We start from the raw sequence: 24,418 nt of genomic DNA, 5'->3' as shown, positions 1-24,418 counted from the left end.
GTTTTCAGGAGAGCTGGGATGTTACGTGTCGCTGTGCTGGTAAGTTGCTTCAGTGTTGCCTGTCTGGCCAATACGCCAGCAGCTGATGCTGAAAAAACGCAGCGTAAACTTAGCCCGGGGCAGTCATTGACGGACCATAGCCCTGCAACCAAGGCTCGCCCGGCGCACATTGCGGTGTATAAGTCGGTAAAACAGGATGGCACAGCGCTGTTTTCAGACCGGCAACCAGTAAACCGGCCTTATCAGGTGATGCGATTTGACTGTTTTGCTTGTGATCCGGTATCGACAGTGAACTGGCACACAGTGCCACTGTACACCAAGCCCTATAACCGCATTATTGCTAAAGCGGCCGATCAGCATCAGTTGGACCCGGCACTTATACGCGCCGTCATTCATGCTGAATCCTCGTTCCGGCCACAGGTGGTATCGAAAAAAGGCGCTGTGGGCTTAATGCAACTGATGCCGCAAACGGCTAGCTATTTAGGCGTAGCCGATCCAAGCCACCCGGAGCAGAATATCATTGCTGGCAGCCGCTATCTGGCCAGTTTACTAAAACAACATAACAGCGATTTACAGCTGGCGCTGGCAGCCTATAATGCCGGCCCCAGTAACGTGAAAAAATACAATGGCATCCCCCCTTTTGCCGAAACCCAAGCCTATGTTGAGCGGGTGGCCATATTACACCGGCGTTATCAGCAAGCTGGTTAGCCAGCCGTATTAACCGGTGCGGGCTTGCTCAGAGCAGCACGTAATATATCTTTCCACGATACTATACCAAGCAAATGTTTTTGTTCATCCACCACCGGCAAGCAGCTAATGTTATGTTGCAGTAACAGCGCTGCAGCCTGTTTCACGGTAGTCTGCTCAGTGATAGTAATGACCGGCGTCACCATGACTTGATGTACCTTGCGCGAGCGGATAAATAAGCCAATCGCCGGATCAGTGGCGGCATCCATTACCGGGCTTAACTCACGAAAGTAATCTTTCACCGATACAATGCCCACCATACGGTTACTGGCATCGGTTACCGGCACATGCTGAAAGCGGGCTTTGGCAAACACATCGCGCAGCGAGGCAAGGCTGGCATCAGCCGTGGTTGTCACCAACTTATTACGGTGCGTCATAATATGGCTGATACTCATACCCACCTCGCGCTAACCGGTTAATTATCGTCTTTTTCAAAACCTTCGATAGTCACACCCGAGAGGAAACCTGCCCCTTTGGTGTCGCCACTGCGCAGCTTGATCATCAGGCGTAAATCGTTCGGTGAGTCGGCATGGTGCAGCGCATCGGCGTAACTGATGCGACCAGCCTGATACAGATCGTATAGCGCCTGGTCGAAGGTTTGCATCCCTAGCTCGCGCGATTTTGTCATCACCGCTTTAATTTCGCCCATCTCGCCGCGGGCAATTAAATCGGCAATCAGCGGCGAGTTCAGCAATACTTCAATGGCTGCAACCCGGCCCAAGCCATCGGCCGTAGGTACCAGTTGCTGCGCCACTATGCCGCGCAGGTTAAGCGATAAATCGAACAACAGCTTTTGATGCATCTCTTTGGGCACCAGGTGCATTATGCGGTCTATCGCCTGGTTGGCATTGTTCGCGTGCAGTGTGGCGATACACAAATGGCCGGTCTCCGCAAACGACAGCGCATACTCCATGGTGTCCTGGCTGCGGATCTCACCGATGAGTATCACGTCCGGCGCCTGACGCAGCGAGCTTTTGAGTGCTGCCTCAAAGGATTCCGTATCAATACCCACTTCGCGCTGAGTAATGAGGCTTTTATGGTGCTCGTGCACAAATTCAATGGGGTCTTCAATGGTCAGAATATGGCCTTTGGCATTGCGGTTACGGTAGCCCAGCAATGCTGCCAGTGAAGTTGATTTACCGGTACCGGTACCACCGACGAACAGCACCAGGCCGCGCTTGGACATGATCACTTCTTTCATGATCGGTGGCAGCCCCAGCTCATCCACGTTTGGAATTTTGGTAACAATGCGGCGCACCACCATACCGGCACAATCGCGCTGCCAGAAGGCTGATACACGGAAACGGCCGCTGTCGTTGGCGATAGCAAAGTTACACTCTTTACTGGTCATAAACTCTTGCTGCTGTTTATCATTCATCGCTGATAGCACCAGCTTCAGCGAGGTGGCATCGGTCAGCGGCGTTTCGTCAATTGGCAGCAGTTCACCGTTAATTTTTGCCGCCACCGGCATGCCGGCGGTGACAAACATATCGGAGGCCTTTTGTGCCACCATTTTTTCCAGAAAGTCTTCTAGTTGCATAGTGGTTTAGATCCTACCCATGGCACCAAAGGTATTCTTATCCTGCGCTTTGGCAGCCGCATCTTTTTGCGTCACCAAACCGCGATTAACCAGATTGACCAGGCATTGATCCATGGTTTGCATGCCATGGGCGGCACCGGTTTGGATAACCGAATACATTTGGGCAATTTTATCTTCACGAATAAGGTTACGAATGGCCGGCAACCCCACCATGATCTCGTGCGCCGCAATACGGCCACCGCCGACTTTTTTCAGCAGCGTTTGCGAGATAACCGCACGTAACGACTCTGACAACATCGAGCGCACCATGTCTTTTTCTTCACCCGGGAACACGTCGATAATACGGTCGATAGTTTTAGGCGCCGAGGTGGTGTGCAGGGTGCCAAACACTAAATGGCCAGTTTCCGCAGCGGTCATCGCCAGCCGAATGGTTTCTAAATCCCGCAATTCACCCACCAGGATCACATCCGGGTCTTCCCGCAGCGCGGAGCGCAGCGCATTGCTGAAACTGTGCGTGTCACGGTGTACTTCACGCTGGTTAATTAAGCTGGACTTATTGGTGTGAACAAATTCTATCGGGTCCTCAATGGTGAGGATGTGGTCGTGGCGCATGGTGTTAATGTAATCAATCATCGCCGCCAGCGTGGTAGATTTACCCGAACCCGTTGGGCCCGTTACCAGCACTAAACCTCGCGGGTTTTCGGCGATAGTTTTAAAGATATCCGGCGCGCCCAAATCGTCCAGCGTTAATACTTCGCTGGGGATAGTACGAAATACCGCTGCGGCACCGCGGTTTTGCACGAAGGCGTTAACACGAAAGCGGGCCAAATTAGGCACTTCAAAGGAGAAGTCTGACTCGAGATTTTCTTCGTATTCTTTACGTTGTTTGTCAGTCATAATTTCGTACACCAAGGCGTGCACTTCTTTATGCGACAGTGGCGGAATGTTTAACTTGCGCACGTCACCGTCTACCCGGATCAGCGGCGGTACGCCGGCAGATAAGTGTAAATCCGATGCTTTATGTTGCACACTAAAGGCCAATAATTCGGTAATATCCATGACAATTTATACTCCACGTTGCCAATTGATATGAATAACATAGCAGAACAACTTAGCCTCGCCTATCAGAACCTGAATGAAAAATGCCAGAGCGCAGGTATCAAGCAGCCGGTAGCATTGATTGCGGTCAGTAAAACTAAGCCCGCTGCACAGGTACTGGCCGCATATCAGGCTGGCCAGCGACAGTTTGGCGAAAACTATCCGCAAGAGCTGGCCGATAAAGCCACCGAGTTGGAGGTATACAAGGATATTCAGTGGCATTTTATTGGCCCACTGCAATCGAATAAAACCAAGCTGGTGGCAGAACACGCCAGCTGGGTGCACAGCCTTGACCGGCTGAAAATAGCCCAGCGGCTTAGCGATCAACGCCCAGCCAGCCTTGGCAAATTAAAGGTGCTGCTGCAAGTGAATATCAGCGCTGAGCCAACCAAAGCCGGCATCACACCAGATGACATGTTGGCGCTGGCTGAGCAGGTTGCCAGCCTTCCGATGCTGCAACTAAAAGGTTTAATGGCAATACCGGCGCCGGGCGACAGTGAGCAGGCGTTTGCCGCCATGCAGCAGTTGTCGGTTAAGCTGCAACAGCACTATCCTGATGCCACTGAGTTATCAATGGGCATGTCAGACGATTGGCCTTTGGCTCTGACTTATGGCGCAACTATGATACGATTAGGCACCGCCATTTTTGGCGCCCGACAGTAACAGCAAGCAAATGGGGAAAAATGAAACAGATGAATGACAATATGGTTGCGTTTATAGGTGCCGGTAATATGGCCCGCTGTGTGATTGCCGCTATGGTCAAGGCCGGCTATCCGGCTGACAACATTATTGCCGCCAATCGCAGCCAGCCCAAATTAACAGCCCTGGCAGCCGATTTTGGCATTCAGACTACGCTTAATAATATTGAAGCGGTAAAAAAAGCCGATGTGATTGTGCTGGCCGTTAAACCGCAAATGATGCAAGAAGTCTGTACTGCGCTTGTTGACGCCGCGCCGGAAATTAGCGAAAAGCTGTTTGTTACCCTGGCGGCCGGCATTACCGTGGCACGTTACCAGCAGTGGCTGGGACAGGTACGGTTAGTGCGCGCCATGCCCAACACGCCGTCACTGGTAGGCCTTGGCGTAACAGGGTTGTTCCCAAGTGCCTGCTCAAATTATGAAAAAGCCTTTGTTGATCATATGTTCAGCGGTACCGGCATGAATGTGTGGCTGGATAGCGAAGCACAAATTGACCACATTATTGCCGTTAGCGGCAGCTCACCGGCTTACTTCTTTTTCTTTATGCAGGCCATGCAGCAAGTGGCTGAGCAGCTGGGCTTTGATGCCGCGCAAGCCAAGCAAATGGTGGCGCAAACTGCACTGGGTGCTGCCACGATGGCGCTTAACAGCGAGCACAGCTTTGCCGACCTACGTGCCCAGGTAACCTCAAAAGGCGGCACTACGCACGAAGCCGTAACCACTTTTGCCAATCAGGGCCTTGAAAAAATGGTTTCTGATGCCATGTATGCCGCGATAAAACGGGCGCAGGAAATGGCGCAAACCTTATAATTTTTAGCCTGGAGAGCCTATGCAAGCTGTGCTGTTTCTGATCGACACCGCCTTTAGTTTGTACCTGATGGTTGTGATACTGCGCTTGTGGCTGCAGCTGGTGCGAGCCGACTTTTATAACCCGTTCAGCCAGTTCGTGGTTAAAGCCACCAACCCCTTGGTGTTGCCGCTGCGCCGGGCTATTCCCAGCATAGGCAGTTTAGACACCGCCACCCTGCTACTGGCTTATGGCATCATGCTGGCTAAACTTATTGTGCTGCAACTTCTGCAAAGCGGCCAGGTGCAGTGGGTACCCAGCCTGATTTTCTCGGTGATTTTTCTGCTAAAAGAAATTTTCACCCTGCTGTTCTGGATTTTAGTGATACGTGCTCTGCTCAGCTGGTTTAGCCAGGGCAGAAGCCCGGTAGAATACGTGATGCACCAACTAACCGAGCCACTGCTGCGCCCGGTGCGCCGTATACTGCCACCGATGGGCGGGCTGGATTTATCGGTACTGGTGGTACTGATTGGCCTGCAGTTTTTAAATATTTTATTCAGCGGCTGGTTTCCGGGGCTATAAGTAGCATAAAACCAGTCTAGCCTTGGCTAAAACACTATACTTAAGCCTTCTTAGTTATAAAGCGCTGTAATAGGCGCTTTTATTTCACCTTGTGAGGTCAATTATGCGCGCTTTTATTATTTCCGTGCTGCTAGGATTGGTTGTGAGCTTCAGCAGCCTTGCCGAGCAAAAAATAACGTTAGGTAACTGGGATGTGCACTATATTGCCTTTCCCTCGCCGCTGTTAACGCCCGAAGTTGCCCAGCAATACCGGCTGCAGCGCAGCAAATACAATGGCATTGTGAATATTTCGGTGCTCAATAGCGCCAGCCAGCAGGCTGAAAAAGTCGCCATTAGCGGCAATGCCAAAGATTTACAAGGCCGGGTACGTCAGCTGGAGTTTACTGAGGTTGTTGAAGGTGATGCCATCTATTATTTGGCCCAACTGCCATTTCACCATGAGCAGCGTTATAGCTTTAGCCTTAACCTACAGCAGGGCAATAAGCAGCAACAGCTTAGCTTTGTGCAAACATTTTACGTAGATTAACACGGCATGATAAGTCAAAAAATCGTCCTGGCCACTGGCAATAAAGGTAAAGTGGCCGAATTAAGCCAAATGTTAGCACCTTTCAATATCGAGGTGCTGCCACAAACTGAGCTTGGTGTGACCGACGCCGATGAAACCGGTCTTACCTTTATCGAAAACGCCATAATTAAAGCGCGCCATGCAGCGCTGGCCACCGGTTTACCGGCTATTGCCGATGACTCAGGCCTTGCAGTTGATGCACTGCAAGGCGCACCCGGCATTTATTCTGCCCGCTACGCCGGCGAAGGCGCGACTGACAGCGATAACATCACCAAACTACTCGATGCGCTTAGGGCTGTGCCGGAACACCAGCGCGGCGCACAATTTCATTGTGTGCTGGTGTATTTGCGCCACGCGGAAGATCCTACACCGCTGGTGTGCCACGGCGTTTGGCCAGGCATTATTACTACCACACCCGCCGGCAATGGCGGCTTTGGGTATGATCCGGTGTTTTTTGTGCCCTCAGAAGGCTGCACCAGCGCCGAGCTTAGCCGTGAGCGCAAAGCCCAGCTTAGCCACCGTGGCCGCGCACTGGCACAACTTATCGCCCTGCTCAGCCAGCAAAGCCACTCAGCCAACCAGGGCACTAACTAGTGGCACTGCAACTGCCGCCACTGGCGTTATACATTCATATTCCGTGGTGTATACAAAAATGCCCTTACTGTGACTTTAACTCGCACGCGGTAAAACAAGGTATTCCAGAGCAGGAATATATCGCCCATTTACTGGCCGATTTAGATCAGGATCTGCCCTTGGTGAAAGGCCGCAGTATCAGCAGCATCTTTATCGGCGGCGGCACGCCCAGTGTTTTTTCAGCAGCCGGTATTGCCCAGATTTTATCCGGCGTTAAACAGCGCATACACTGTACTGACGACATGGAAGTGACCATGGAAGCTAACCCCGGCACGGTAGAAGCCGACCGGTTTGCCGGCTATGTCGCAGGTGGTGTAACGCGCTTTTCTATTGGTGTACAAAGCTTTCAAACGGCACAATTAAAAGCCCTGGGGCGTATTCACGACAGTGCTGAAGCCATACGCGCCGCCACCCTGGCACAACAGCTACCGCTTAACAGTTTTAACCTTGATTTAATGCATGGCTTGCCGCAGCAGGATATAGCGGGTGCGCTGGCCGATTTACAACAAGCCATTGATTTGAACCCACCGCATTTATCCTGGTACCAGCTTACCATAGAGCCCAACACCGCTTTTGCCTCGCGCCCGCCGGTATTACCGCCAGACGATACGCTGTGGGATATTCAGCAGCAAGGGTTGGCGCTGCTGCAGCAACATGGCTACCAGCAATATGAAATTTCAGCCTACGCCAGGGCTGGCCAGCAATGCCGGCATAACCTGAACTACTGGCGCTATGGCGATTATCTGGGTATTGGCTGTGGCGCACACGGTAAAATTACCCTGCCCTCGCGCAACAGTATTTTACGCACGGTCAAAATTAAGCACCCCAAAGGCTATATGGATATGACCCGGGGCTATGTTGACAGTCGCGAGCAGGTTGAGCCGGAAGATAGACCCTTTGAGTTTTTTATGAACCGTTTTCGCCTGCTGGAACCCTGCCCCAAAACCGACTTTACCGCTTATACCGGCTTGCCGCTTAGCTATATTGACAACGCTATAACCGATGCCGAACAAAAAGGCTTGCTAACTGTCAGCGACAGCCACTGGCAAATTACCGATAAAGGCGCACGCTACTTAAACGATTTGCTAACCCTGTTTATTTAACAAAGCGGGGTGTAGCGCCGCTTAACTGCGATAGTCGGGCTGTTAGTCTGCCTGTACTGACGTAGAATAAAGTTAGCTAAAACACAGGGAACTAGCATGACACTCTCTAATTTACCGCAACTGGCTAATCTACGCAGCCTGGCGCTCCCCTTGGCGATAAGCGCAGCCTTACTAACTGGCTGTGGCCCACAGCAAACCACCGCACCTGCACCACAACAGGCTCAACAACCACTGCAGAGCGAAAGCGAAAAAGCCAACGCATTGTTTGAGCAAATTTTTATGGATAACGTGCGGCGCGATCCCGTTTTGCAAACCAGGCTGGGCATTAAAGATGATTATGATAAATGGCGAGATTTATCTGATGCACACTATCAGGCAGGGCTTGAACTAACGAGGCAACACCAGATTATGTTGCAAGCCATCGACAGCAGTAAGCTAGATGATGCAACGCGCGTCAGTTACCTGCTGATGCAACGTAACATAGAGCAAGAGCTGGCCGATGCCAAATGGCGCCTATACAGCTACCCGGTAAACCAGATGTTTGGTACCCACTCACAGGTGCCGTCTTTACTGATTAACCAGCACAGCATCAGCGATGAGCAAGATGCCAAAGCGTATATCGCGCGCTTAAATGCAGTACCAACGCTTTTTAACCAACTGCAACAGCAATTAGCGCAGCGCGCTGAGGCCGGCATTATCGCGCCTAAGTTTGTTTTTCCCCATGTGATTTCCGCCAGCGAAAATGTGATTAAAGGCGCACCTTTTGATGCCAGCGAACCCAGCACCTTAATGGCCGATTTCAGTAAAAAAGTGGCCGCACTTTCGCTGGATGAGAACAGTAAGAAACTGCTGCTCGACGAAGCCACTGTGGCACTACTGACCAGTGTAAAACCAGCCTATAACGGCCTTATAAGCTACTTACAGCAGCTGGAGCAGCAAGCTGACACTGTTGATGGCGTTTGGCGTTTTAAAGACGGTGAGCAGTTTTACAATAATGCGCTTAAACGCACTACCACTACAGATTTGACTGCAGAGCAAATTCACCAACTGGGACTGGACGAAGTGGCACGTATCCACAGCGAAATGCGCGCCATTATGCAGCAAACAGGCTTTGACGATGACTTAAAAGCCTTTTTTGACTTTATGCAAAACGATCCGCAGTTTTACTACCCGGATACGGCAGAAGGCAAAGCGGCTTATTTAGCTGACGCGACGGCGGTAATAGACCATATGCGCACCCGCTTAGATGAGCTGTTTCTGGTCAAACCCAAAGCCGACATGATTGTTAAAGCCGTAGAGCCATTTCGTGAGCAAACAGCCGGAAAAGCATTTTACCAGCAGCCGTCAATGGATGGCTCACGCCCTGGCATTTATTACGCTAATTTATACCGCATGAGCGATATGCCCAAATACGAGCTGGAAGCACTGGCGTACCACGAGGGTATACCCGGCCATCATATGCAGTTGGCGATCGCTCAAGAGCTGACTGAAATGCCAAAGTTTCGCCGTTTTGGTGGCTACACGGCCTATATCGAAGGCTGGGGTTTATACACTGAACTGCTGCCAAAAGAAATTGGCCTGTACCAGGACCCCTACTCTGACTTTGGCCGTTTAGCCATGGAGCTGTGGCGCGCCTGCCGCCTGGTGGTAGACACCGGTATCCATGCGAAAAAATGGAGCCGCGGACAGGCGATTCAGTATCTGCTGGACAATACACCCAATACCGCAACCGCTATTGAGAAAGCCATAGAGCGCTATATTGTAATGCCCTCACAGGCCACGGCGTATAAAGTCGGCATGATTAAAATTATTGAACTGCGCGAAAAAGCCAAAACCGCGCTGGGCGATAAGTTTGACATCCGCATGTTCCATGACGTGGTGCTAAAAAACGGTGCCGTGCCGCTGGATGTACTGGAACAACTGGTTGAAGAGTATATTGCTGCAACAGCAGCATAACTGACAAGCTGATAGAAACAGCCGGCTATTTGGCCGGCTGTTTCTTTGCCACTGCACCGAAATTAACACTCTGCATTTAGCTGCAGTAAATCCCACTTATTACCGTATAGATCTTCAAACACCGCTACGGTGCCATAAGGCTCTTCGCGGGGTAATTCGTTAAACTGCACACCTTTAGCTACCATAGCCTGGTAGTCACGCCAAAAATCATTCGTGTGTAAAAACAAAAATACCCGCCCACCGGCCTGATTACCAACTACTACAGTTTGCTCAGGCTTGCTGGCTTTGGCCAACAGCAGGTTAGCGCCATTACTGCCTGGCGGGCTTAACTGTACCCAGCGTTTGCCTGCTCCTAAATCGGTATCTTGCAGTAATACAAAGCCCATTTTAGTAGTGTAAAACGCTATAGCCTCGTCATAGTCATGTACCAGCAGGGTAACACTGCCCAATTGTTGTTGTATCGTATCGGTCACAATACTTTCCCATCCAGTCAAATGACGCCAAGTCTAGAGCCTGAGGTTAATAACACAAGCAAAAAACAGCAGGCTAGGCGGCCTGCTGCTGGATATGTTGTTGTAGCTCAAGTGCAGCCTGCTGCAGCTGAATAAATACGGCACTGTCTTTTACCAGCTGTGCGTCGTGGTCAAACACCTGATAAAAGTTAGCAACCGACACGGCACCCGTCAGCTGGGCGCCCATGTAGGGGGCGGCGTTTACCGCTGTTTGCAGCACACTCTGCGCCCCGCCCGGCCCGGGTGCGGCAGCAAGAAACAGCGCCGGCTTGTGCTGAAAAATATGCCGCTGAGAGCGTGAGGCCCAGTCGTACAAGTTTTTAAACGCTGCGGTGAAGTTACCGCTGTGTTCGGCAAAAGCCACAATCAGACCATCAGCAACGGCAATACGCTGTAAGAAAGCCGTTACCTGTTCCGGTACACCCAGCGCGTGTTCACGCTGTTCGCTGTAAACCGGCAAATCATAATCATCAAGCTTAAGTGTTTCCACTTTGGCCTGCGGCAGTAATCTGGCGGTGCTCAGAGCAAGCTGCTGATTAATAGACTGAGGGTTATTGCTGGCAGCAAAAGCAAGGATCTTCATAGTGCCTCCTGCTCGTTACGCTGAGCTTTATCCTGATTCAAGTTACGCTGTTGCGGCAGATCGCTTAAATACTCGACAAATTCCACTTCAAAACCGGCCGGATCAATAAAATACACATTTTTGCGATAAGGCTCGGTTGCGCCCGGTTTGGCAATAGCATAACCGGCGCTTTGTAAGCGGTTGATAACCGCCGCCAGATTGTTGGTGACATAAGCAAAATGCGCCAGCCCCACACTGTGACCTTCCAGCTTACGGTTTTGCCCCTCACCGTGGTCGCTGAGTGCCAGGTAGTGGTAGTCATCGCCAAAATGCAGCCATTTGCGTGGTTTACCATACCATTCGCCATGGCCTTCATCACGGATGTGCCAGTGTGGAAAGGCAGCGCGGTAAAAATGCAGCATGGCATCCATGTCGGCCACGACCAGATTAACGTGTTCTAAATACATACAGGGTCTCCTTACATTAAGTTAGCCAGCAGGGTAAAACCTAAAGCCAAGTTGAGGTAAAGTACTTTTTTATCTGAGCAAAAACGGAGCAATGCATGGCAGAAGCAACATGGAGTGTGGGGCGGGTGGCGAAACGCTGTGGCGTGAAAGTCAGCACCCTGCATTTTTACGAGCAAAAAGGCCTGATTAAAAGCTGGCGTAACGCGGGCAATCAGCGCCGCTATAAACCGGATGTCTTGCGCCGCATTGCGGTTATTAAAGCCGCGCAGCAGATGGGTATAAGCCTGGAAGAAGTCAAACAGGCGTTCTTATCGCTGCCGGATAACCGCACGCCAACGGTAGAAGACTGGCAAAACTTATCGAAAAACTGGCAACAGACGTTGAACGCCCGCATTGCCTATCTGCAGAGGCTAAGGGACTACCTGACCGGCTGCATTGGTTGCGGCTGCCTGAGTATGCACAGTTGCCCGCTTTATAACCCGGAAGATAAATTAGCTGAGCAGGGGCTCGGAGCCGTTATTTTACAGCAAGGTGCGACGTTACCTTAATTCACGCTTTTACACGCCTCGTTTGCGCTAACACCGCATTTGTAGGTATGCTGTAAACACAGGCCAAAGCTGGAAAATGCTATGATTTCAATTCACTACTTCGAACCAGAAAGCCAAAGCTGGCATAGCCGTAACTTAAGCCAACTGCCAAAAATTATACCGGCTGATGCCCGGGTATGGATTAATTTAACTGACGCCAGCAGCGATGAGCAGCTTAGCGTACTGCAGCGCTTTGCTATTACGCCAACCATAGTGGAAGATTTCAGCCGCCAGCGTCACCCACCCAAACTGGAAGCACAAACCGACTTTACCTTGCTGATTTTACGCGGCTATGCTGATGCTGACTTTAGTGAATACACTCAAAGCGCTCAAGTTAACCTACTGTATTCTAAGCAAGTATTAATTAGCATAGTACGCTGCCACAATGCAGCTTTACTGGCGCAGCTCAGCCCACAAATGCTCGCCGGGCAAAGCCCAAGCATTGCCGAATGGGTAAAACAGCTGATCCTGGCGGTGTCGGCCAGTTATCTGGAAAAGCTGATTAAGTTTGAAGATGAACAAAGTGAGCTCGAAGATACCATGCTGCATCGCGGTAATGATGAGCAAATGGCGCTTATTATGCGTTATCGCTCGGTGCTTCGAAAAATTAACCGCAACCTGGCTTATCAAAAAGATATCTTTTCAGATGCACTGTATGAAGAACAAAACCCACTACTAAAACAATTTAACAGCAGTGAAATTCGTGATTTTTATGAAAAATTTGAGCGGCTGCACAGCATGACTGATTTATACTATGACCAATTAAGTGATTTGGTAGAAGGCTATTTGTCTACCACCTCGCATCAAATTAATGAACGCATGAAAGTATTAACCATCGTCAGTACCATTTTTATTCCACTGACATTTATTGCCGGTATTTACGGCATGAACTTCGTGTATATGCCTGAGCTGCAAATGCCTAATGCTTATTTTCTGGTGTTAATTGCCATGGCGCTGGGCGGCGTGGGCGGTTTAATTTGGTTTAAAATACGCGGCTGGTGGTAATACCGGCACAGGAGTGGTAAATGGCTGAAAACCAACCGCTGGATATTGAAGAGATAGTACGCGACAGCTTTGATGAGAACGAAGCTGAGCATTTAACTGATAAACTAAGCCAGCTAGAGCCGGAAGAAATTGCCATCGCGCTGGAGGCTATGCCGGTAGAGCAGCGGGTTGCCACCTGGTTAACGCTGCACAGTGAAGATCAGATTGCCGCCCTAACCTATATGCGGGTTGATGCGCGTGACAACATTTTTAAGCAACTGGACGAAGCGCAGCTGCGTAGTCTGGTTGAGGAAATGGCGGTTGACGATCTCATTGAGCTGTTGGATGAACTGCCACAGCGTATTTATGATTATGCTTGCTCCCGGCTAGACGCCAGCCAGCGGCGCTGGCTGGATACCGCACTGGGTTATGCTGAAGATCAATGTGGTCGTTATGCCGACCACGACATGCTTATCATCAACAAAAACGCCAAGGTACGCGATGCTATCCGCTTATTCCGCCAGTTGGCCGATGATGCTGAATACCATGACGCCCTGTTTGTAGTCGACCGCACCGGCCGTTATGTCGGCTTGGTGCACGCAACCCAACTGCTGGGCCTGGGCAGTCACTTACCGATTGAGACAGTGATTGATAAAGACGCGCCATTGGTGGAAGGCGAAATGGAACTGGACCAGGGCTCAGACATCGTTTCGCGCTCTGGCTATACCGCGCTGGCCGTGGTGGACGCTGAGGGCAAATTACTCGGCCGGCTATCGATAGGTGAAGCACTGGAGAACGTGCGTAGAAGCCTGGAAAGCCAGTTTATGCACACGGCCGGTTTGGATGAAGAAGAAGATTTGTTCGCCCCTGTAGTAGACAGCGCCAAACGCCGTGCACTTTGGTTGGGCATTAACCTGTTAACCGCCTTCTTAGCTGCCTGGACCATAGGTCTGTTTGAAGCCACCTTGCAGCAGGTGGTAGCACTTGCAGTACTGATGCCTATAGTGGCCAGCATGGGCGGTATCGCCGGCAGCCAAACCTTAACGCTGATTATCCGCGGCCTGGCTCTGGAGCAAATTACGCCAAAAACCTATTTAACCCTGCTGCGCAAAGAGTTGGGCGTTGGTGCTATTAACGGCGTATTGTGGGCATTCGTCATAGCTGTGACCACCTACTTTTGGTTCGGCGACTGGATTATCGGTGGCATTATTGGCATGGCTATTATTATTAATATCGTGGTGGCTGCGATTGCCGGCGTGTTAATTCCGATCTGGCTGGAAAAACTGGATATTGACCCGGCATTATCCGGCTCGGTCATATTAACCACCGTAACCGACGTCATTGGTTTTTTTGCTTTCCTCGGTTTAGGCTCATTATTTCTGTTGGCATAAAAAGCAATAACTATATTTGCGCTGGTAGCAGCTTTTATTGCTGCCAGCACAAGCGTCGGCTTTTACAATAGGCAAAAAATATCGCTTATCGGAGAGCGCATGAAAATTGCGATTTTGTCGCGCAATACAGAACTATATTCCACCAAACGCCTGGTTGAAGCGGCGCAAGAGCGCGGCCATCAGGTACAGGTGATTGATCCCTTAACCTGCTACATTAACGTAAACCGGGTTAAATCCTCTATTCACCACAAAGGCGAAGCGCTGGAAGGCTTTGATGCGGTGATCCCCCGTATCGGGGCCTCTATTACCTTTTATGGCACAGCGGTGCTGCGCCAGTTTGAAATGATGGGCGTATACAGTTTAAATGAGTCTGTTGCCATCAGCCGTGCCCGCGACAAACTGCGCAGCCTACAACTACTGGCACGTCAGGGTATTGGCTTACCCGTTACCGGTTTTGCTGACAAACCCGGTGATATTCCGGATTTGATTGACATGGTAGGCGGCGCGCCACTGGTGATAAAACTACTGGAAGGCACCCAGGGCATAGGCGTAGTGCTGGCCGAGACCCGCACCGCTGCCGAGAGCGTGATTGAAGCTTTTATGGGTTTAAATGCTAATATTCTGGTGCAGGAGTACATTAAAGAGGCTAATGGCGCTGATATTCGCTGTTTTGTTATCGGCAATAAAGTCGTGGCCGCTATGAAACGGCAAGCCAAGGCCGGCGAGTTCCGCTCTAACCTGCACCGCGGCGGCACCGCTTCGACAGTACGGCTAAGTAAAGAAGAGCGCGATACGGCCGTGCGTGCCGCCAGAACCATGGGGCTGAATGTGGCTGGGGTGGATTTACTGCGCTCGAACCATGGCCCAGTCGTGATGGAAGTAAACAGCTCCCCCGGTTTAGAGGGCATAGAAGCCGCCACCGATAAAGACATCGCCGGCATGAGCATCGCTTTTTTAGAGCAAAAAGTGGCTGCGCATAAGACCCGGCGTAAACTAAACACCAAAGGAACCGGCTAATGCAAACTGGCAGCAGAGCAGCTTTTATTTTAGGTGACAGCAGTATTCCACCCGGCAGCCGCGCCGTGGTGGATATCCCTTTTGGTAAGCTTTACACCCACACGGAGCTGAATATCGGCGCCCATGTCATTCATGGCCGTCGTGAAGGACCAGTGCTACTGGTTGCTGCTGCCCTGCACGGTGATGAAATTAACGGTGTGGAGATTTGCCGTCGCTTACTCAAACTGCCCCGGCTAAACCAGCTAAAAGGCACGCTGATCGTGGTACCTATCGTCAATACTTACGGCTTTGTACAACAGTCGCGCTACTTGCCTGACCGGCGCGATTTGAACCGGAGTTTTCCAGGCAGTGAAAAGGGCTCGCTGGGTAGCAGGATGGCGTTTCAGTTTACCGATAAAATTTTAAAAAAATGTACCCACGCCATCGATTTACACACCGGTGCCATTCACCGCGCTAACTTGCCACAAGTGCGCGCCAGCGCCAAAGACAAAATGGCGCTGCGCATGGCGGAAGTATTTAACGCCCCTATTATTATTAAAGCCGCCAGCCGTGATGGCACCATGCGCGGTACCGCCAACAGCCTGGGTATCCCTATTTTGCTGTATGAAGCCGGTGAAGCACTGCGCTTTGACGAGCAATCGATTAACATCGGCGTGCGTGGCATTTTGAATGTAATGACTGACTTAGGCATGCTAAGGGCCGGCCGCAAAAAGCCAGCAACCAAATCTCTGTTCTCGAAAAAAAGCAGCTGGGTGCGCGCCGAGCATGACGGTATTGCCCGTTATTATGTTGGTCTGGGGCAAACGGTTAAACCCGGCGATATTATGGCGCATATCTACTCGCCCTATTCCGACTTTGAAGTGGCAGTTACTGCCAGTTTTGCCGGTATTGTTATCGGCCGCAATAACCTGCCGTTAGTCAACGAAGGGGAAGCCCTGTTTCATGTCGCAGAAGTCAGTTCACTGGATGAAGCCGAGAAGACGGTTGACGCCATTAACGACGAAGTAGATAACGCCATGCCACCCGTACTGGGCGAGGAGTATGGTGTAGTATAGCTGCTTTAGTGGTGTTAATTTTTTTGCGTCACGACATCATAGAGACTTAATGCTGGCAGGCGCTGCTGTAGTTGCTGCTCTATTTCGTCCAGCTCTTGCATGCGCTGACAAAACAGCGCTGATTTCTCTTCCAGCTCGACCGCTTTGGCGTCCAGCCCCAGGTTAATTTTGTCAACCAACTCTCCCACCGATTGCCATTCCTGATTGTCGCTGCGTTCAAAATTGCTGTCCGAGTGGCGCAGCGCATCACGCAGAGCCCCCCATACTGCACCAACAGTATGTCGGGTCAGGTTATCAAGTTGTGGTTTTAGCTCACCGTGTAAAAAGTAGTCCAGCTCATTCAGGCTTTGCGGTGCCAGATAAAAATGCTCGTTGGTGCGGACAAAGCGCGACATCCATTGAAAGGTGGTTTCCCGCACCAGCTCCCGCCACTCAGCCTGCTGGGCTTTACTACCAATGCCGGTAAACATCGCCTCGATGCTGGATAAACCCAGCTCTACGCCATCTACTGCAATGCTGACAATTTCAGGTACGAACTTACGCAGCCCCTGACTGTACTGATACACCAAGGCAGTGTCTTCGCTGCCCAGTTCAACCCATTCGCCACGAATAAACAACTGCTTATCGGCATTAATTTGTACATGGGTGCGGTTGTTTTGCAAAATGCGGATATGATCAGGCGCAATTAAAATACCGTGCGTAAACGCCATATTGCACTCGGCCGCATGCAGCCAACTGCAGAATAACAACAACACACTGACAATAACGCCTTTCATAGCAGTAACCCGACAAACACTGAAGCACTAAGTGTATAGTGCAGTGCGCTGCCCGGCAGCCCCTGATACCGCAAGACAGCAGCGACTTGTCGAAAACATCAGAAGAAAGGCTCTATTGCCGGGCTGCCGTCTATCAGGAGTATTTTTGATGGCCCATACTCACGGCGGCTACGGATTTGATCTTTACCAAAATGTACTTCTACCGCTGAGAACAACTGTTGGCGCACAACAATGAGGGTAGCGTCAAGTTTTTCCCTGCGCTGTAATTCTAACTGTTTAACATCTTCAATCAGTGCCAGGGCGACATCACGGTGCTCTTCAAATTCTTTTTGCAGCTCTTGTTTACGCTGCTCTATTTGCGCGTTCCCTTCAATCTTTTTCAGCTTTTCCAACTGCTCACGAATGTCCTGCATATCCTGTTTGGTTGCAGAGATACTGCTACGCAGTACATCCTGCTTTTCGGCAATAGGATCAACCTGGCGGTTGAGATGGATTAGAATATTACTACTTGAGGGGGCCCCAAGATTCCCGGTGTAAATACCATAATCGAGGTAATAATAGCCACCAATCACTTTACCGTTAGGGTTATCCTCTGGCCCGGCATACACTTTGGCGGCGGCAACAGCACAATGCATAATTTGTTTATTAACATACAAATTACCATCGCAGCTTAAGCGGGCATACTGGGCAATATTGCACTGAATATCCCCTTTAGCTTTAAGCTCAGTGCTGTATTCACTGTCTTTTTCCGCGGTTGGGATCTGATGGCCAATAATAGAGCCACCGATCGTAATGTCACCACCCGCTTCAATCAGGGTACCTTCGACAAAACCTTTAACGAAAACATTGCCGCCGGCAATCACTTTCATGCCTTCAGTGACGTCACCGTTTACCACCACCGAGCCTTTAAAAATAATATGGCCAGTGGCCAGATCAACATTCTTTACCGTAAACACTTCGTCAACGGTTGCACCGTTTTCAATTACCCGCGGTAAACCATCACGAGCTGCCAGCAGCAAGTCCGTATCGGTTGGCGATAGCTCAGCCCCCTCAGCCAGGTTCCATTCAATCACCTGTCCGGGCGTTGCCGGTATTGGCGAGCCGGTTACCGTCATACCATCAACCCCTGCCGTGGGCGGATGGCGGCGCATTAGCGTATCACCGGCTCTTACCGCAGGGATAACACCAAAATCACGCAAATCGGCTTTTTCTTCTGAGTGAACCAGAGGTTTATTGCGGCGGCTTTCCATCTCGGGAATAACCGCTTCAAAACGAGAATTCTGGCCATGCTCAACCTGTCGCCCTTTGGCAATCACCAGCTTTACTTTGCTACCCGGCTCAGCTTTGCTGGCATGGCTTACCAGTTTGATAATGTGATCTTTGCTAAAGCCAAATACGATACCTGCTTCTTGCGCCCCTTTTACCAGGGCATTGGCCGAGACGGGCGCACCGCCCCAGGCAGCAGTGATCAACGCCGCTGCCGACATTTGGTCATCAGCAATGGCAAAACTGAGCTCTGCATCACGTTTCTCGGCAATACGATAAGTGAGAGGGACACCCTCTGGCTGCAGCTTTTCTTTGATTTTTTGCTGAATTTGCTGATATTCCACCAGCAGGTTGGTAATTTGGTCCTGAATAATCAGACAGCGGCCAAAACCCGCAGCCTGTAACTGCGTATTGATATCTTGCGCACTGAGTGCATCAAGCGTGACTGGCACCGTTATTTTTATACTGTTGTTGTGCTCGGTAAATTGCATAAGGCTTCACATTGTTTAGTACTGCACGTAAGCTCAGCTAATGAAACAAATAACCGGCGCCAAGGCAAGCCCTGATTGCAGGTTCAGGGCTATTTTGCCTGTAAAATTAAATATAATTTTCCTGATGGATGCGAATAAACAAATCCGTACCCTTTTTACTGTAATCCACTTTATACTCTTTATTGTTTATAGCCTGAATGAACAGCAAGGTTTTTACTTCACCAAATACATCTGAGCTGGAAATATCCACCACTTCCATATAACGGTCTTTTGCCTCAGCCCTGTTAGCAGGAACACTTTCAGTGAATAATTTCACGCCGTGACGCGTTACGATGATATTTGGATCATCGTCGTCGTTTACTACCACCAAATCCAATTTCTTATTTTTATGGATCAAGGTGTTGCGTCCACTCACCAGAAAAGGTTTTTCGTAATTATTCATTTACTGCCCTACTTAACCTGTGATAATGCCAATATTATGATACAGACCGTCCAGAGTGTCTAGGTGACTGTATTTTGTATTAATTGTAGTCTGGCCTGATTAATTTGCCGGCATAAGTCTGCCGCCTCGGTTTCGCTTAACGCTACCGGAACAAAGACATCAAAACCGGTTTGCCGGTTAAGCTGTTGCATACGCCAGCCAAAAGCGGCTTTAACACCATTATATTGCTGCTTGCCGGTACTGAAATGGCCGTTCTCCGCAAGCAGCTCGCTGGCACACTGTCCACTGGTACAGCCTTGTCGTACCGCCGCCAAATAAAGCTCACGTTGCTCTGTCATCAACCGCACGGCTAAACGCAGCGGTAAAGGTTGTAAAAAGCCGTCATAGTCCGTCAAACGAAAACCAATATACGCCAGAGACTGTTGATTAAGCTGGGGTATACCACTGTATAAAAAGTACTGCCAAGGTAAATGCCAGCGCCCATGACGGTGGTGGTAGCTCACGCCATTGGCATCATAATGTAAAAAGTACTGTGGTTCTGTCAGCTTTGTCCAGCCGGCATAGATACCCAGCCCGGCGATTAAAATAAGCACTGCCTGCCAGGCTGCCAGTTGACTCGACCAGATAATACTGAGCAAAGAAAACAGCAGCACCGCAGCACTGAGCAACATTATTCCAGCCCCACCCCGACTGGATGCCTGGGCAATTTGTACATTAGGCGCATTGTTTTGTAATACTGAATTAGGTTCGCTTTGCATCGATGCTCACTTTAATGCTGACGTTACCATCAACATTTTGACTATAACAGTGCATTATTCGTTCAATGTGACTAATCTACACCTTGCTAAGGCGTTGTGCAAAGTCGACGCAGTGAAGCGACCAAAGCCCCGGGCACTGCGATAACAGGAAATCTAAACGCGCGTTTCTTCCATACAATAAGGCTGACTTGTTTTTAAGCTGTTACACGGGGTTACTGTGACAAAACTACATTCAAAACTGATCTGGGTGATCCTGATCGCATTGGCACTATTTGTGGCTTACTTGTATTGGATGCCAGGCCAGAAGAACGACAGCCGCCGAGGCCAAGCCAGCGTTGCGGTAAGCACTGCGACAGTTCAGACCAAACAGATGATCCGCAGCATTAACTCACTGGGCACAGGCATTGCGAACAATTCGATTACGCTGGTCGCGCCAACCAGCGATTTTATTACTGAATTAAACGTGCGTGAGGGTAAAGCTGTGAGACAGGGTGAAGTGATCGCCCGTTTGCATGATGTGCAGGAGCGCGCCCGCGTCACCGAGCTTGAGGGCGTGCTTGACGAGCAACGCCGTCAGCTAGACCGGCTAAAAAACCTGGCAACCACTCAGGCTACTGCGCAGTCACTGTTGGATGAGCAACAAACCAAGGTCAATACGACTCTGGCACAGCTTGATATTGCCAAGGCGCAATTGGCCGAGATGACCATTGCAGCCCCTTTCGATGGCTATCTGGGGTTGCGTCAGGTCAGCGAAGGCGCTTATGTGAATGCCGGCACCGTAATTACCACGCTGGATGACTTAAACACCTTGCGAGTAGCATTTAGTGTGGCTGAACGCCATCTAGCCGAAATTAACGTAGGCATGCCGCTCAGCATCACCAATGCTGCCTACGGCCAGTTGAAATTCGAGGGCAGCGTCAGCGCTATTGATACCCGGCTGGACCCGGTAACCCGCTCTATTACAATTCACGGTGTTATCCCCAACAAAGACTTACGCTTACGCCCGGGGATGTTACTAAATGTACAGTTGGAGCTGGATAACAGCCAGGCACTGCAAATTTCAGAAAAGGCGCTGGTGCCGCAGCAACAAAAGCAGTTTGTTTATAAAGTGGGTGCTGATGACATTGTGCAGCAAGTAGAAGTTACCATAGGCCAGCGTATTCCTGGTTGGGTTGAAATAACCTCAGGCCTGGCCGAAGGTGATGAGGTGGTGGTTGAGGGCATTCAAAAGCTGCGCTCAGGCCTTAAGATTAACCGGGTAGGAGGTTAACCATGTGGTTATCTGATACCTCGGTAAAGCGACCCGTCTTTGCCAGCGTGGTTAACCTGCTGCTATTGGTGTTTGGTATTGTCTGCTTTAGCATGCTGCCGCTGCGCGAATATCCCGACATAGACACACCTATTGTCAGTATTGGCACTAACTACCCTGGCGCATCAGCCGAAATTGTTGAGTCTAAAATTACCCAGGTGCTGGAAGATCGCATCAGCGGTATAGAGGGCATTAAAAATATCACCTCCAGCAGCCGCAATGGCCGCTCTAATATTTCCATTGAATTTGCGGTAGAGCGCGACATCGATGCGGCCGCCAATGATGTACGCGACCGGGTGTCGCGGGCACTAAACAATCTGCCAGATCAGGCCGACCCGCCGGAAGTCTCCAAAGCCAGCGATGATGAGGATGTTATTGCCTGGTTTGTGCTAAACAGCGAAACCATGAGCTCGCTGGAGCTGACCGACTACGCCGACCGTTACATCGTTGAGCGTTTTTCTGTAGTTGACGGTGTTGCCCGCCTGCAACTCGGCGGCTCGCGCGATTACGCCATGCGCATTTGGCTGGACCGCGATGCAATGGCGTCGCGTGGTGTCACTGTACAGGATATTGAGAATGTGCTCAGGGCAGAAAACGTTGAACTGCCGGCAGGTAATATCAAATCAAACGACCGCGACTTTACAGTACGGGTAGAGCGCAGCTACAAAACGCAGGAAGACTTTCGCAAACTGGTAATAAAGCGCGGCAATAACAACTACCTAGTTCGGCTGGGAGAAGTGGCTGATGTACTGCTAACCGCTGAGAATGAAGAGAGTGAATTCAGAGGCGATGGCAAAAATCTGCTGGGCATCGGTATTATCAAGCAGTCCAAAGCCAATACGCTGGAGGTGGTAAAGGCCGCCCGTGCTGAAATGGAGCGTATTAAACAAAACCTGCCGGCCGGCACCACGATAGAGCCTGGCTATGATTCTTCACTGTTTATCGCCGAGTCGATCAAAGAGGTATATAACACCCTGGCTATAGCAATGGCACTGGTGGTGGTGGTGATCTTTTTGTTTTTGGGCAATATCCGCGCCACCTTTATTCCAGCCGTTACCGTGCCTGTCGCTCTGGTTGCTGCGGTTACTGTGCTGTTTGCGCTGGATTTCTCCGTGAACCTGCTTACCTTGTTGGCCATGGTGCTGGCCATCGGCCTGGTGGTGGACGACTCTATCGTAGTACTGGAAAATATCTATCGCCGTATTGAGCTGGGTGAGCACCCACTGGTGGCGTCCTACCGTGGCGCCCGTGAGGTTGGCTTTGCCGTTATCGCCACCACACTGGTATTGATTTCAGTATTTGTGCCGCTGGTATTTATGCAAGGCCAGTTAGGCAAGCTGTTTACCGAATTCGCGCTGGCTATTGCTGCCGCTGTGGCCTTTTCCAGCGTTACGGCGCTTACGCTGTCTCCCATGTTATGCAGTAAATTACTTACCCACCAAAAGCGTGAAAGCAAGCTGGGTTTGTGGCTACATGCCGCATTTCACAAACTGGAAGCGGCCTACCGGCGCCAGTTAGATGTGGTGTGTGCCACCCGTTGGCCGGTAATGATCGTGGTAGCACTATGTTTTGTCGCCAGCTACCTGCTGGTGAAGTTACTGCCTTCAGAGCTGGCACCAACAGAAGACCGTGGCACCTTTTTTGTGATGATGAGCCCGGCCGAGGGTGCCAGTTATGCCAGCAACAGCCGTAATATGCGGTTGATTGAAGACGTGTTAATGCCCTACTACCACGATGGCGAATTTAACCGCTTGCTGGTGCGGGTACCTGGCTGGGGCAACAGTGGCGGTATTGCTATTGTTGGCAGTGAAAACTGGCACAACGGCAAACGTCGTACTGAAGAACTAATGACAGAAGTGGGCCAAAAGCTTAACCAGATCCCCGATGTACGCGCCTTTACCTTTATGCGCAGTGGTCTGGGTGGCGGTGGCGGTGGCGGCCGGCCGATTCAGTTTGTGCTGCAGGGAAATACCTATGAAGAGCTGGCCCGCTGGCGTGATATTGTGATCAGCAAAGCCTCAGAGAACCCGAACATTCTGATGCTGGATCATGATTACAAGGAAACCGTGCCACAAGTGCTGGTAGATATCAACACTGAACGGGCCGGCGATCTGGGTATTTCTGTCGGCGCGATTGGCCGTGCACTGGAGGCTATGTTAGGTGGCCGGCGCGTGACGACCTTCCTAGACCGCGGTAAAGAGTACGATGTCATTTTAGAAGGCCTTGACGAGGATTTTGCCGCGCCAGGTAGTATTACGAATGTTTACATTCGCTCGGAGACATCGAGTGATCTGATCCCACTGGATAACCTGGTGACGTTACGCGAGGAAGCAACGTCATCGAGCTTAAACCGCTACAACCGTATGCGGGCTATTACACTGACGGCCAGTATGGCACCGGGTTACAGCTTAGGCGAAGCGCTGGAGTATTTGGAAAATATCGTGCAAACCGAAATACAGGACACGGTAGGGATTGATTACAAGGGCGAATCGCTACTGTTCCAGGAGAGCGGTAGCTCAACGCTAATGGTATTTGTACTGGCACTGGTGATTACCTATTTGGTGCTCGCGGCCCAGTTTGAAAGCTTTATTCACCCGCTGGTCATCCTGATCACGGTGCCGCTTGGTCTGGTCGGTGCCCTATCCGGCTTGTACTTTACCGGTATGACATTGAATATTTACAGTCAAATAGGCTTAGTGATGCTGATTGGCCTGGTGGCAAAGAACGGTATTTTAATTGTTGAGTTTGCCAACCAACTACGCGATGCCGGCGTCGAATTTGCCAGTGCTGTTAAGCAAGCGGCAACGCAGCGTTTGCGGCCTATTGTGATGACAGCCTTTACCACCGCGATGAGTAGCATACCGCTGATTATTGCCTCAGGCCCGGGCTCGGAAAGCCGCATGGTGATTGGTATGGTAATTTTCTCCGGGGTGGCGCTGGCTACGCTGATGACGATCTATGTGGTGCCGGTCACTTATATGGTTATCGCACGCAACACCGGTTCACCCAAACGGCTGGAGCAAAAGCTGCATCAGTTAGAGCGTGAGGCACCGGATGAACATGCTGCTGATGAGGTACACCCCAGCTAAAAT

At 50.6% G+C, this 24,418-nt stretch carries 25 protein-coding genes; 15 read left to right on the top strand and 10 right to left on the bottom strand.

What is annotated here, in order from left to right; genetic code table 11:
- Positions 1–18: 18 nt before the first annotated feature.
- Complete coding sequence (locus tag ABGI61_RS06470; protein WP_347598638.1) at positions 19–708, top strand: lytic transglycosylase domain-containing protein; 690 nt, start codon at positions 19–21, stop codon at positions 706–708.
- Here the strand turns inward: ABGI61_RS06470 and ABGI61_RS06465 are convergent.
- From ABGI61_RS06465 to ABGI61_RS06455, 3 genes are read right to left on the bottom strand one after another with little or no spacing between them, the layout of a single operon-like run.
- Positions 705–1,142 carry a CBS domain-containing protein gene (locus ABGI61_RS06465; protein ID WP_347598635.1) on the bottom strand — a complete coding sequence of 146 codons (438 nt, stop codon included), beginning with the start codon at positions 1,140–1,142 and terminating at the stop codon, positions 705–707. The genes ABGI61_RS06470 and ABGI61_RS06465 overlap by 4 nt on opposite strands.
- 20 nt (positions 1,143–1,162) lie before the next feature.
- Positions 1,163–2,287, bottom strand: a complete 1,125-nt coding sequence (locus tag ABGI61_RS06460; protein ID WP_008219475.1) for a PilT/PilU family type 4a pilus ATPase — start codon at positions 2,285–2,287, stop codon at positions 1,163–1,165.
- A gap of 6 nt (positions 2,288–2,293) precedes the next feature.
- Positions 2,294–3,346 (bottom strand): type IV pilus twitching motility protein PilT, encoded by a 1,053-nt coding sequence (locus tag ABGI61_RS06455; RefSeq protein WP_008219476.1) that lies wholly within the window; start codon positions 3,344–3,346, stop codon positions 2,294–2,296.
- Positions 3,347–3,376: 30 nt separating this feature from the next.
- On the opposite strand from ABGI61_RS06455, the gene ABGI61_RS06450 reads away from it, so the two are divergent.
- The 7 genes from ABGI61_RS06450 to ABGI61_RS06420 all read left to right on the top strand — a co-directional run bounded on the left by ABGI61_RS06450 (position 3,377) and on the right by ABGI61_RS06420 (position 9,709).
- Positions 3,377–4,048, top strand: a complete 672-nt coding sequence (locus ABGI61_RS06450) for a YggS family pyridoxal phosphate-dependent enzyme (protein WP_347598630.1) — start codon at positions 3,377–3,379, stop codon at positions 4,046–4,048.
- Positions 4,049–4,068: 20 nt separating this feature from the next.
- Positions 4,069–4,893, top strand: a complete 825-nt coding sequence (gene proC / locus ABGI61_RS06445; protein ID WP_347598627.1) for a pyrroline-5-carboxylate reductase — start codon at positions 4,069–4,071, stop codon at positions 4,891–4,893.
- A 19-nt stretch (positions 4,894–4,912) separates the two neighbouring features.
- Positions 4,913–5,452: a YggT family protein gene (locus tag ABGI61_RS06440; RefSeq protein WP_347598624.1), complete on the top strand. Its 540-nt coding sequence runs from the start codon at positions 4,913–4,915 to the stop codon at positions 5,450–5,452.
- Between the two features lie 142 nt (positions 5,453–5,594).
- Positions 5,595–5,978: a DUF4426 domain-containing protein gene (locus ABGI61_RS06435; protein ID WP_347598621.1), complete on the top strand. Its 384-nt coding sequence runs from the start codon at positions 5,595–5,597 to the stop codon at positions 5,976–5,978.
- 6 nt (positions 5,979–5,984) lie between these two features.
- Positions 5,985–6,611, top strand: coding sequence for an RdgB/HAM1 family non-canonical purine NTP pyrophosphatase (gene rdgB, locus ABGI61_RS06430; protein WP_347598618.1), 627 nt, complete (start codon positions 5,985–5,987; stop codon positions 6,609–6,611).
- Complete coding sequence (gene hemW / locus ABGI61_RS06425; RefSeq protein ID WP_347598615.1) at positions 6,611–7,753, top strand: radical SAM family heme chaperone HemW; 1,143 nt, start codon at positions 6,611–6,613, stop codon at positions 7,751–7,753. The genes rdgB and hemW overlap by 1 nt, the downstream gene beginning before the upstream one ends.
- A gap of 96 nt (positions 7,754–7,849) precedes the next feature.
- Positions 7,850–9,709 (top strand): DUF885 domain-containing protein, encoded by a 1,860-nt coding sequence (locus ABGI61_RS06420; RefSeq protein ID WP_347598612.1) that lies wholly within the window; start codon positions 7,850–7,852, stop codon positions 9,707–9,709.
- A 62-nt stretch (positions 9,710–9,771) separates the two neighbouring features.
- Here ABGI61_RS06420 and ABGI61_RS06415 read toward each other — a convergent pair whose 3' ends face one another.
- The 3 genes from ABGI61_RS06415 to ABGI61_RS06405 all read right to left on the bottom strand — a co-directional run bounded on the left by ABGI61_RS06415 (position 9,772) and on the right by ABGI61_RS06405 (position 11,250).
- Positions 9,772–10,182, bottom strand: a complete 411-nt coding sequence (locus tag ABGI61_RS06415; RefSeq protein ID WP_347598609.1) for a VOC family protein — start codon at positions 10,180–10,182, stop codon at positions 9,772–9,774.
- A 73-nt stretch (positions 10,183–10,255) separates the two neighbouring features.
- Entirely contained in the window at positions 10,256–10,804 is a 549-nt protein-coding gene (locus tag ABGI61_RS06410) for an NADPH-dependent FMN reductase (protein ID WP_347598606.1), read from the bottom strand.
- On the bottom strand, positions 10,801–11,250 hold the full coding sequence (locus tag ABGI61_RS06405) for a VOC family protein (RefSeq protein ID WP_347598603.1): 450 nt from the start codon (positions 11,248–11,250) through the stop codon (positions 10,801–10,803). The genes ABGI61_RS06410 and ABGI61_RS06405 overlap by 4 nt, the downstream gene beginning before the upstream one ends.
- Before the next feature lie 95 nt (positions 11,251–11,345).
- Between ABGI61_RS06405 and soxR the strand changes: the two genes are divergently transcribed.
- The 5 genes from soxR (at position 11,346) to ABGI61_RS06380 (ending at position 16,284) form a co-directional block, all read left to right on the top strand.
- Positions 11,346–11,798, top strand: coding sequence for a redox-sensitive transcriptional activator SoxR (soxR, locus tag ABGI61_RS06400; RefSeq protein WP_347598600.1), 453 nt, complete (start codon positions 11,346–11,348; stop codon positions 11,796–11,798).
- Between the two features lie 81 nt (positions 11,799–11,879).
- Positions 11,880–12,842, top strand: a complete 963-nt coding sequence (locus tag ABGI61_RS06395; protein ID WP_347598597.1) for a magnesium transporter CorA family protein — start codon at positions 11,880–11,882, stop codon at positions 12,840–12,842.
- Positions 12,843–12,862: 20 nt separating this feature from the next.
- Positions 12,863–14,212 (top strand): magnesium transporter, encoded by a 1,350-nt coding sequence (gene mgtE / locus ABGI61_RS06390; RefSeq protein WP_347598594.1) that lies wholly within the window; start codon positions 12,863–12,865, stop codon positions 14,210–14,212.
- Between the two features lie 99 nt (positions 14,213–14,311).
- Positions 14,312–15,229 carry a 30S ribosomal protein S6--L-glutamate ligase gene (gene rimK / locus ABGI61_RS06385; protein ID WP_347598591.1) on the top strand — a complete coding sequence of 306 codons (918 nt, stop codon included), beginning with the start codon at positions 14,312–14,314 and terminating at the stop codon, positions 15,227–15,229.
- A complete protein-coding gene (locus ABGI61_RS06380; RefSeq protein ID WP_347598589.1) occupies positions 15,229–16,284 on the top strand; it encodes a succinylglutamate desuccinylase/aspartoacylase family protein in 1,056 nt (351 codons plus the stop codon). Before rimK ends, ABGI61_RS06380 begins: the two co-directional genes overlap by 1 nt.
- A gap of 14 nt (positions 16,285–16,298) precedes the next feature.
- Here the strand turns inward: ABGI61_RS06380 and ABGI61_RS06375 are convergent, their stop codons facing one another.
- The 4 genes from ABGI61_RS06375 to ABGI61_RS06360 all read right to left on the bottom strand — a co-directional run bounded on the left by ABGI61_RS06375 (position 16,299) and on the right by ABGI61_RS06360 (position 20,017).
- Positions 16,299–17,060: a DUF2884 family protein gene (locus tag ABGI61_RS06375; RefSeq protein ID WP_347598586.1), complete on the bottom strand. Its 762-nt coding sequence runs from the start codon at positions 17,058–17,060 to the stop codon at positions 16,299–16,301.
- A gap of 98 nt (positions 17,061–17,158) precedes the next feature.
- Entirely contained in the window at positions 17,159–18,817 is a 1,659-nt protein-coding gene (locus ABGI61_RS06370; RefSeq protein ID WP_347598583.1) for a FapA family protein, read from the bottom strand.
- 106 nt (positions 18,818–18,923) lie between these two features.
- Positions 18,924–19,259 carry a hypothetical protein gene (locus ABGI61_RS06365; RefSeq protein ID WP_008219515.1) on the bottom strand — a complete coding sequence of 112 codons (336 nt, stop codon included), beginning with the start codon at positions 19,257–19,259 and terminating at the stop codon, positions 18,924–18,926.
- 59 nt (positions 19,260–19,318) lie between these two features.
- Entirely contained in the window at positions 19,319–20,017 is a 699-nt protein-coding gene (locus tag ABGI61_RS06360) for a DUF2982 domain-containing protein (RefSeq protein WP_347598579.1), read from the bottom strand.
- A gap of 217 nt (positions 20,018–20,234) precedes the next feature.
- On the opposite strand from ABGI61_RS06360, the gene ABGI61_RS06355 reads away from it, so the two are divergent.
- On the top strand, positions 20,235–21,287 hold the full coding sequence (locus tag ABGI61_RS06355; RefSeq protein ID WP_347598576.1) for an efflux RND transporter periplasmic adaptor subunit: 1,053 nt from the start codon (positions 20,235–20,237) through the stop codon (positions 21,285–21,287).
- A gap of 2 nt (positions 21,288–21,289) precedes the next feature.
- Positions 21,290–24,415, top strand: a complete 3,126-nt coding sequence (locus ABGI61_RS06350; protein ID WP_347598573.1) for an efflux RND transporter permease subunit — start codon at positions 21,290–21,292, stop codon at positions 24,413–24,415.
- Positions 24,416–24,418 lie beyond the last annotated feature (3 nt).

The organism is Rheinheimera fenheensis (assembly GCF_039871805.1).
GTDB lineage: Bacteria > Pseudomonadota > Gammaproteobacteria > Enterobacterales > Alteromonadaceae > Alishewanella > Alishewanella fenheensis.
Note: the sequence above shows the minus strand (reverse complement) of the source record. Positions and strands in the feature narration are given on the sequence as shown.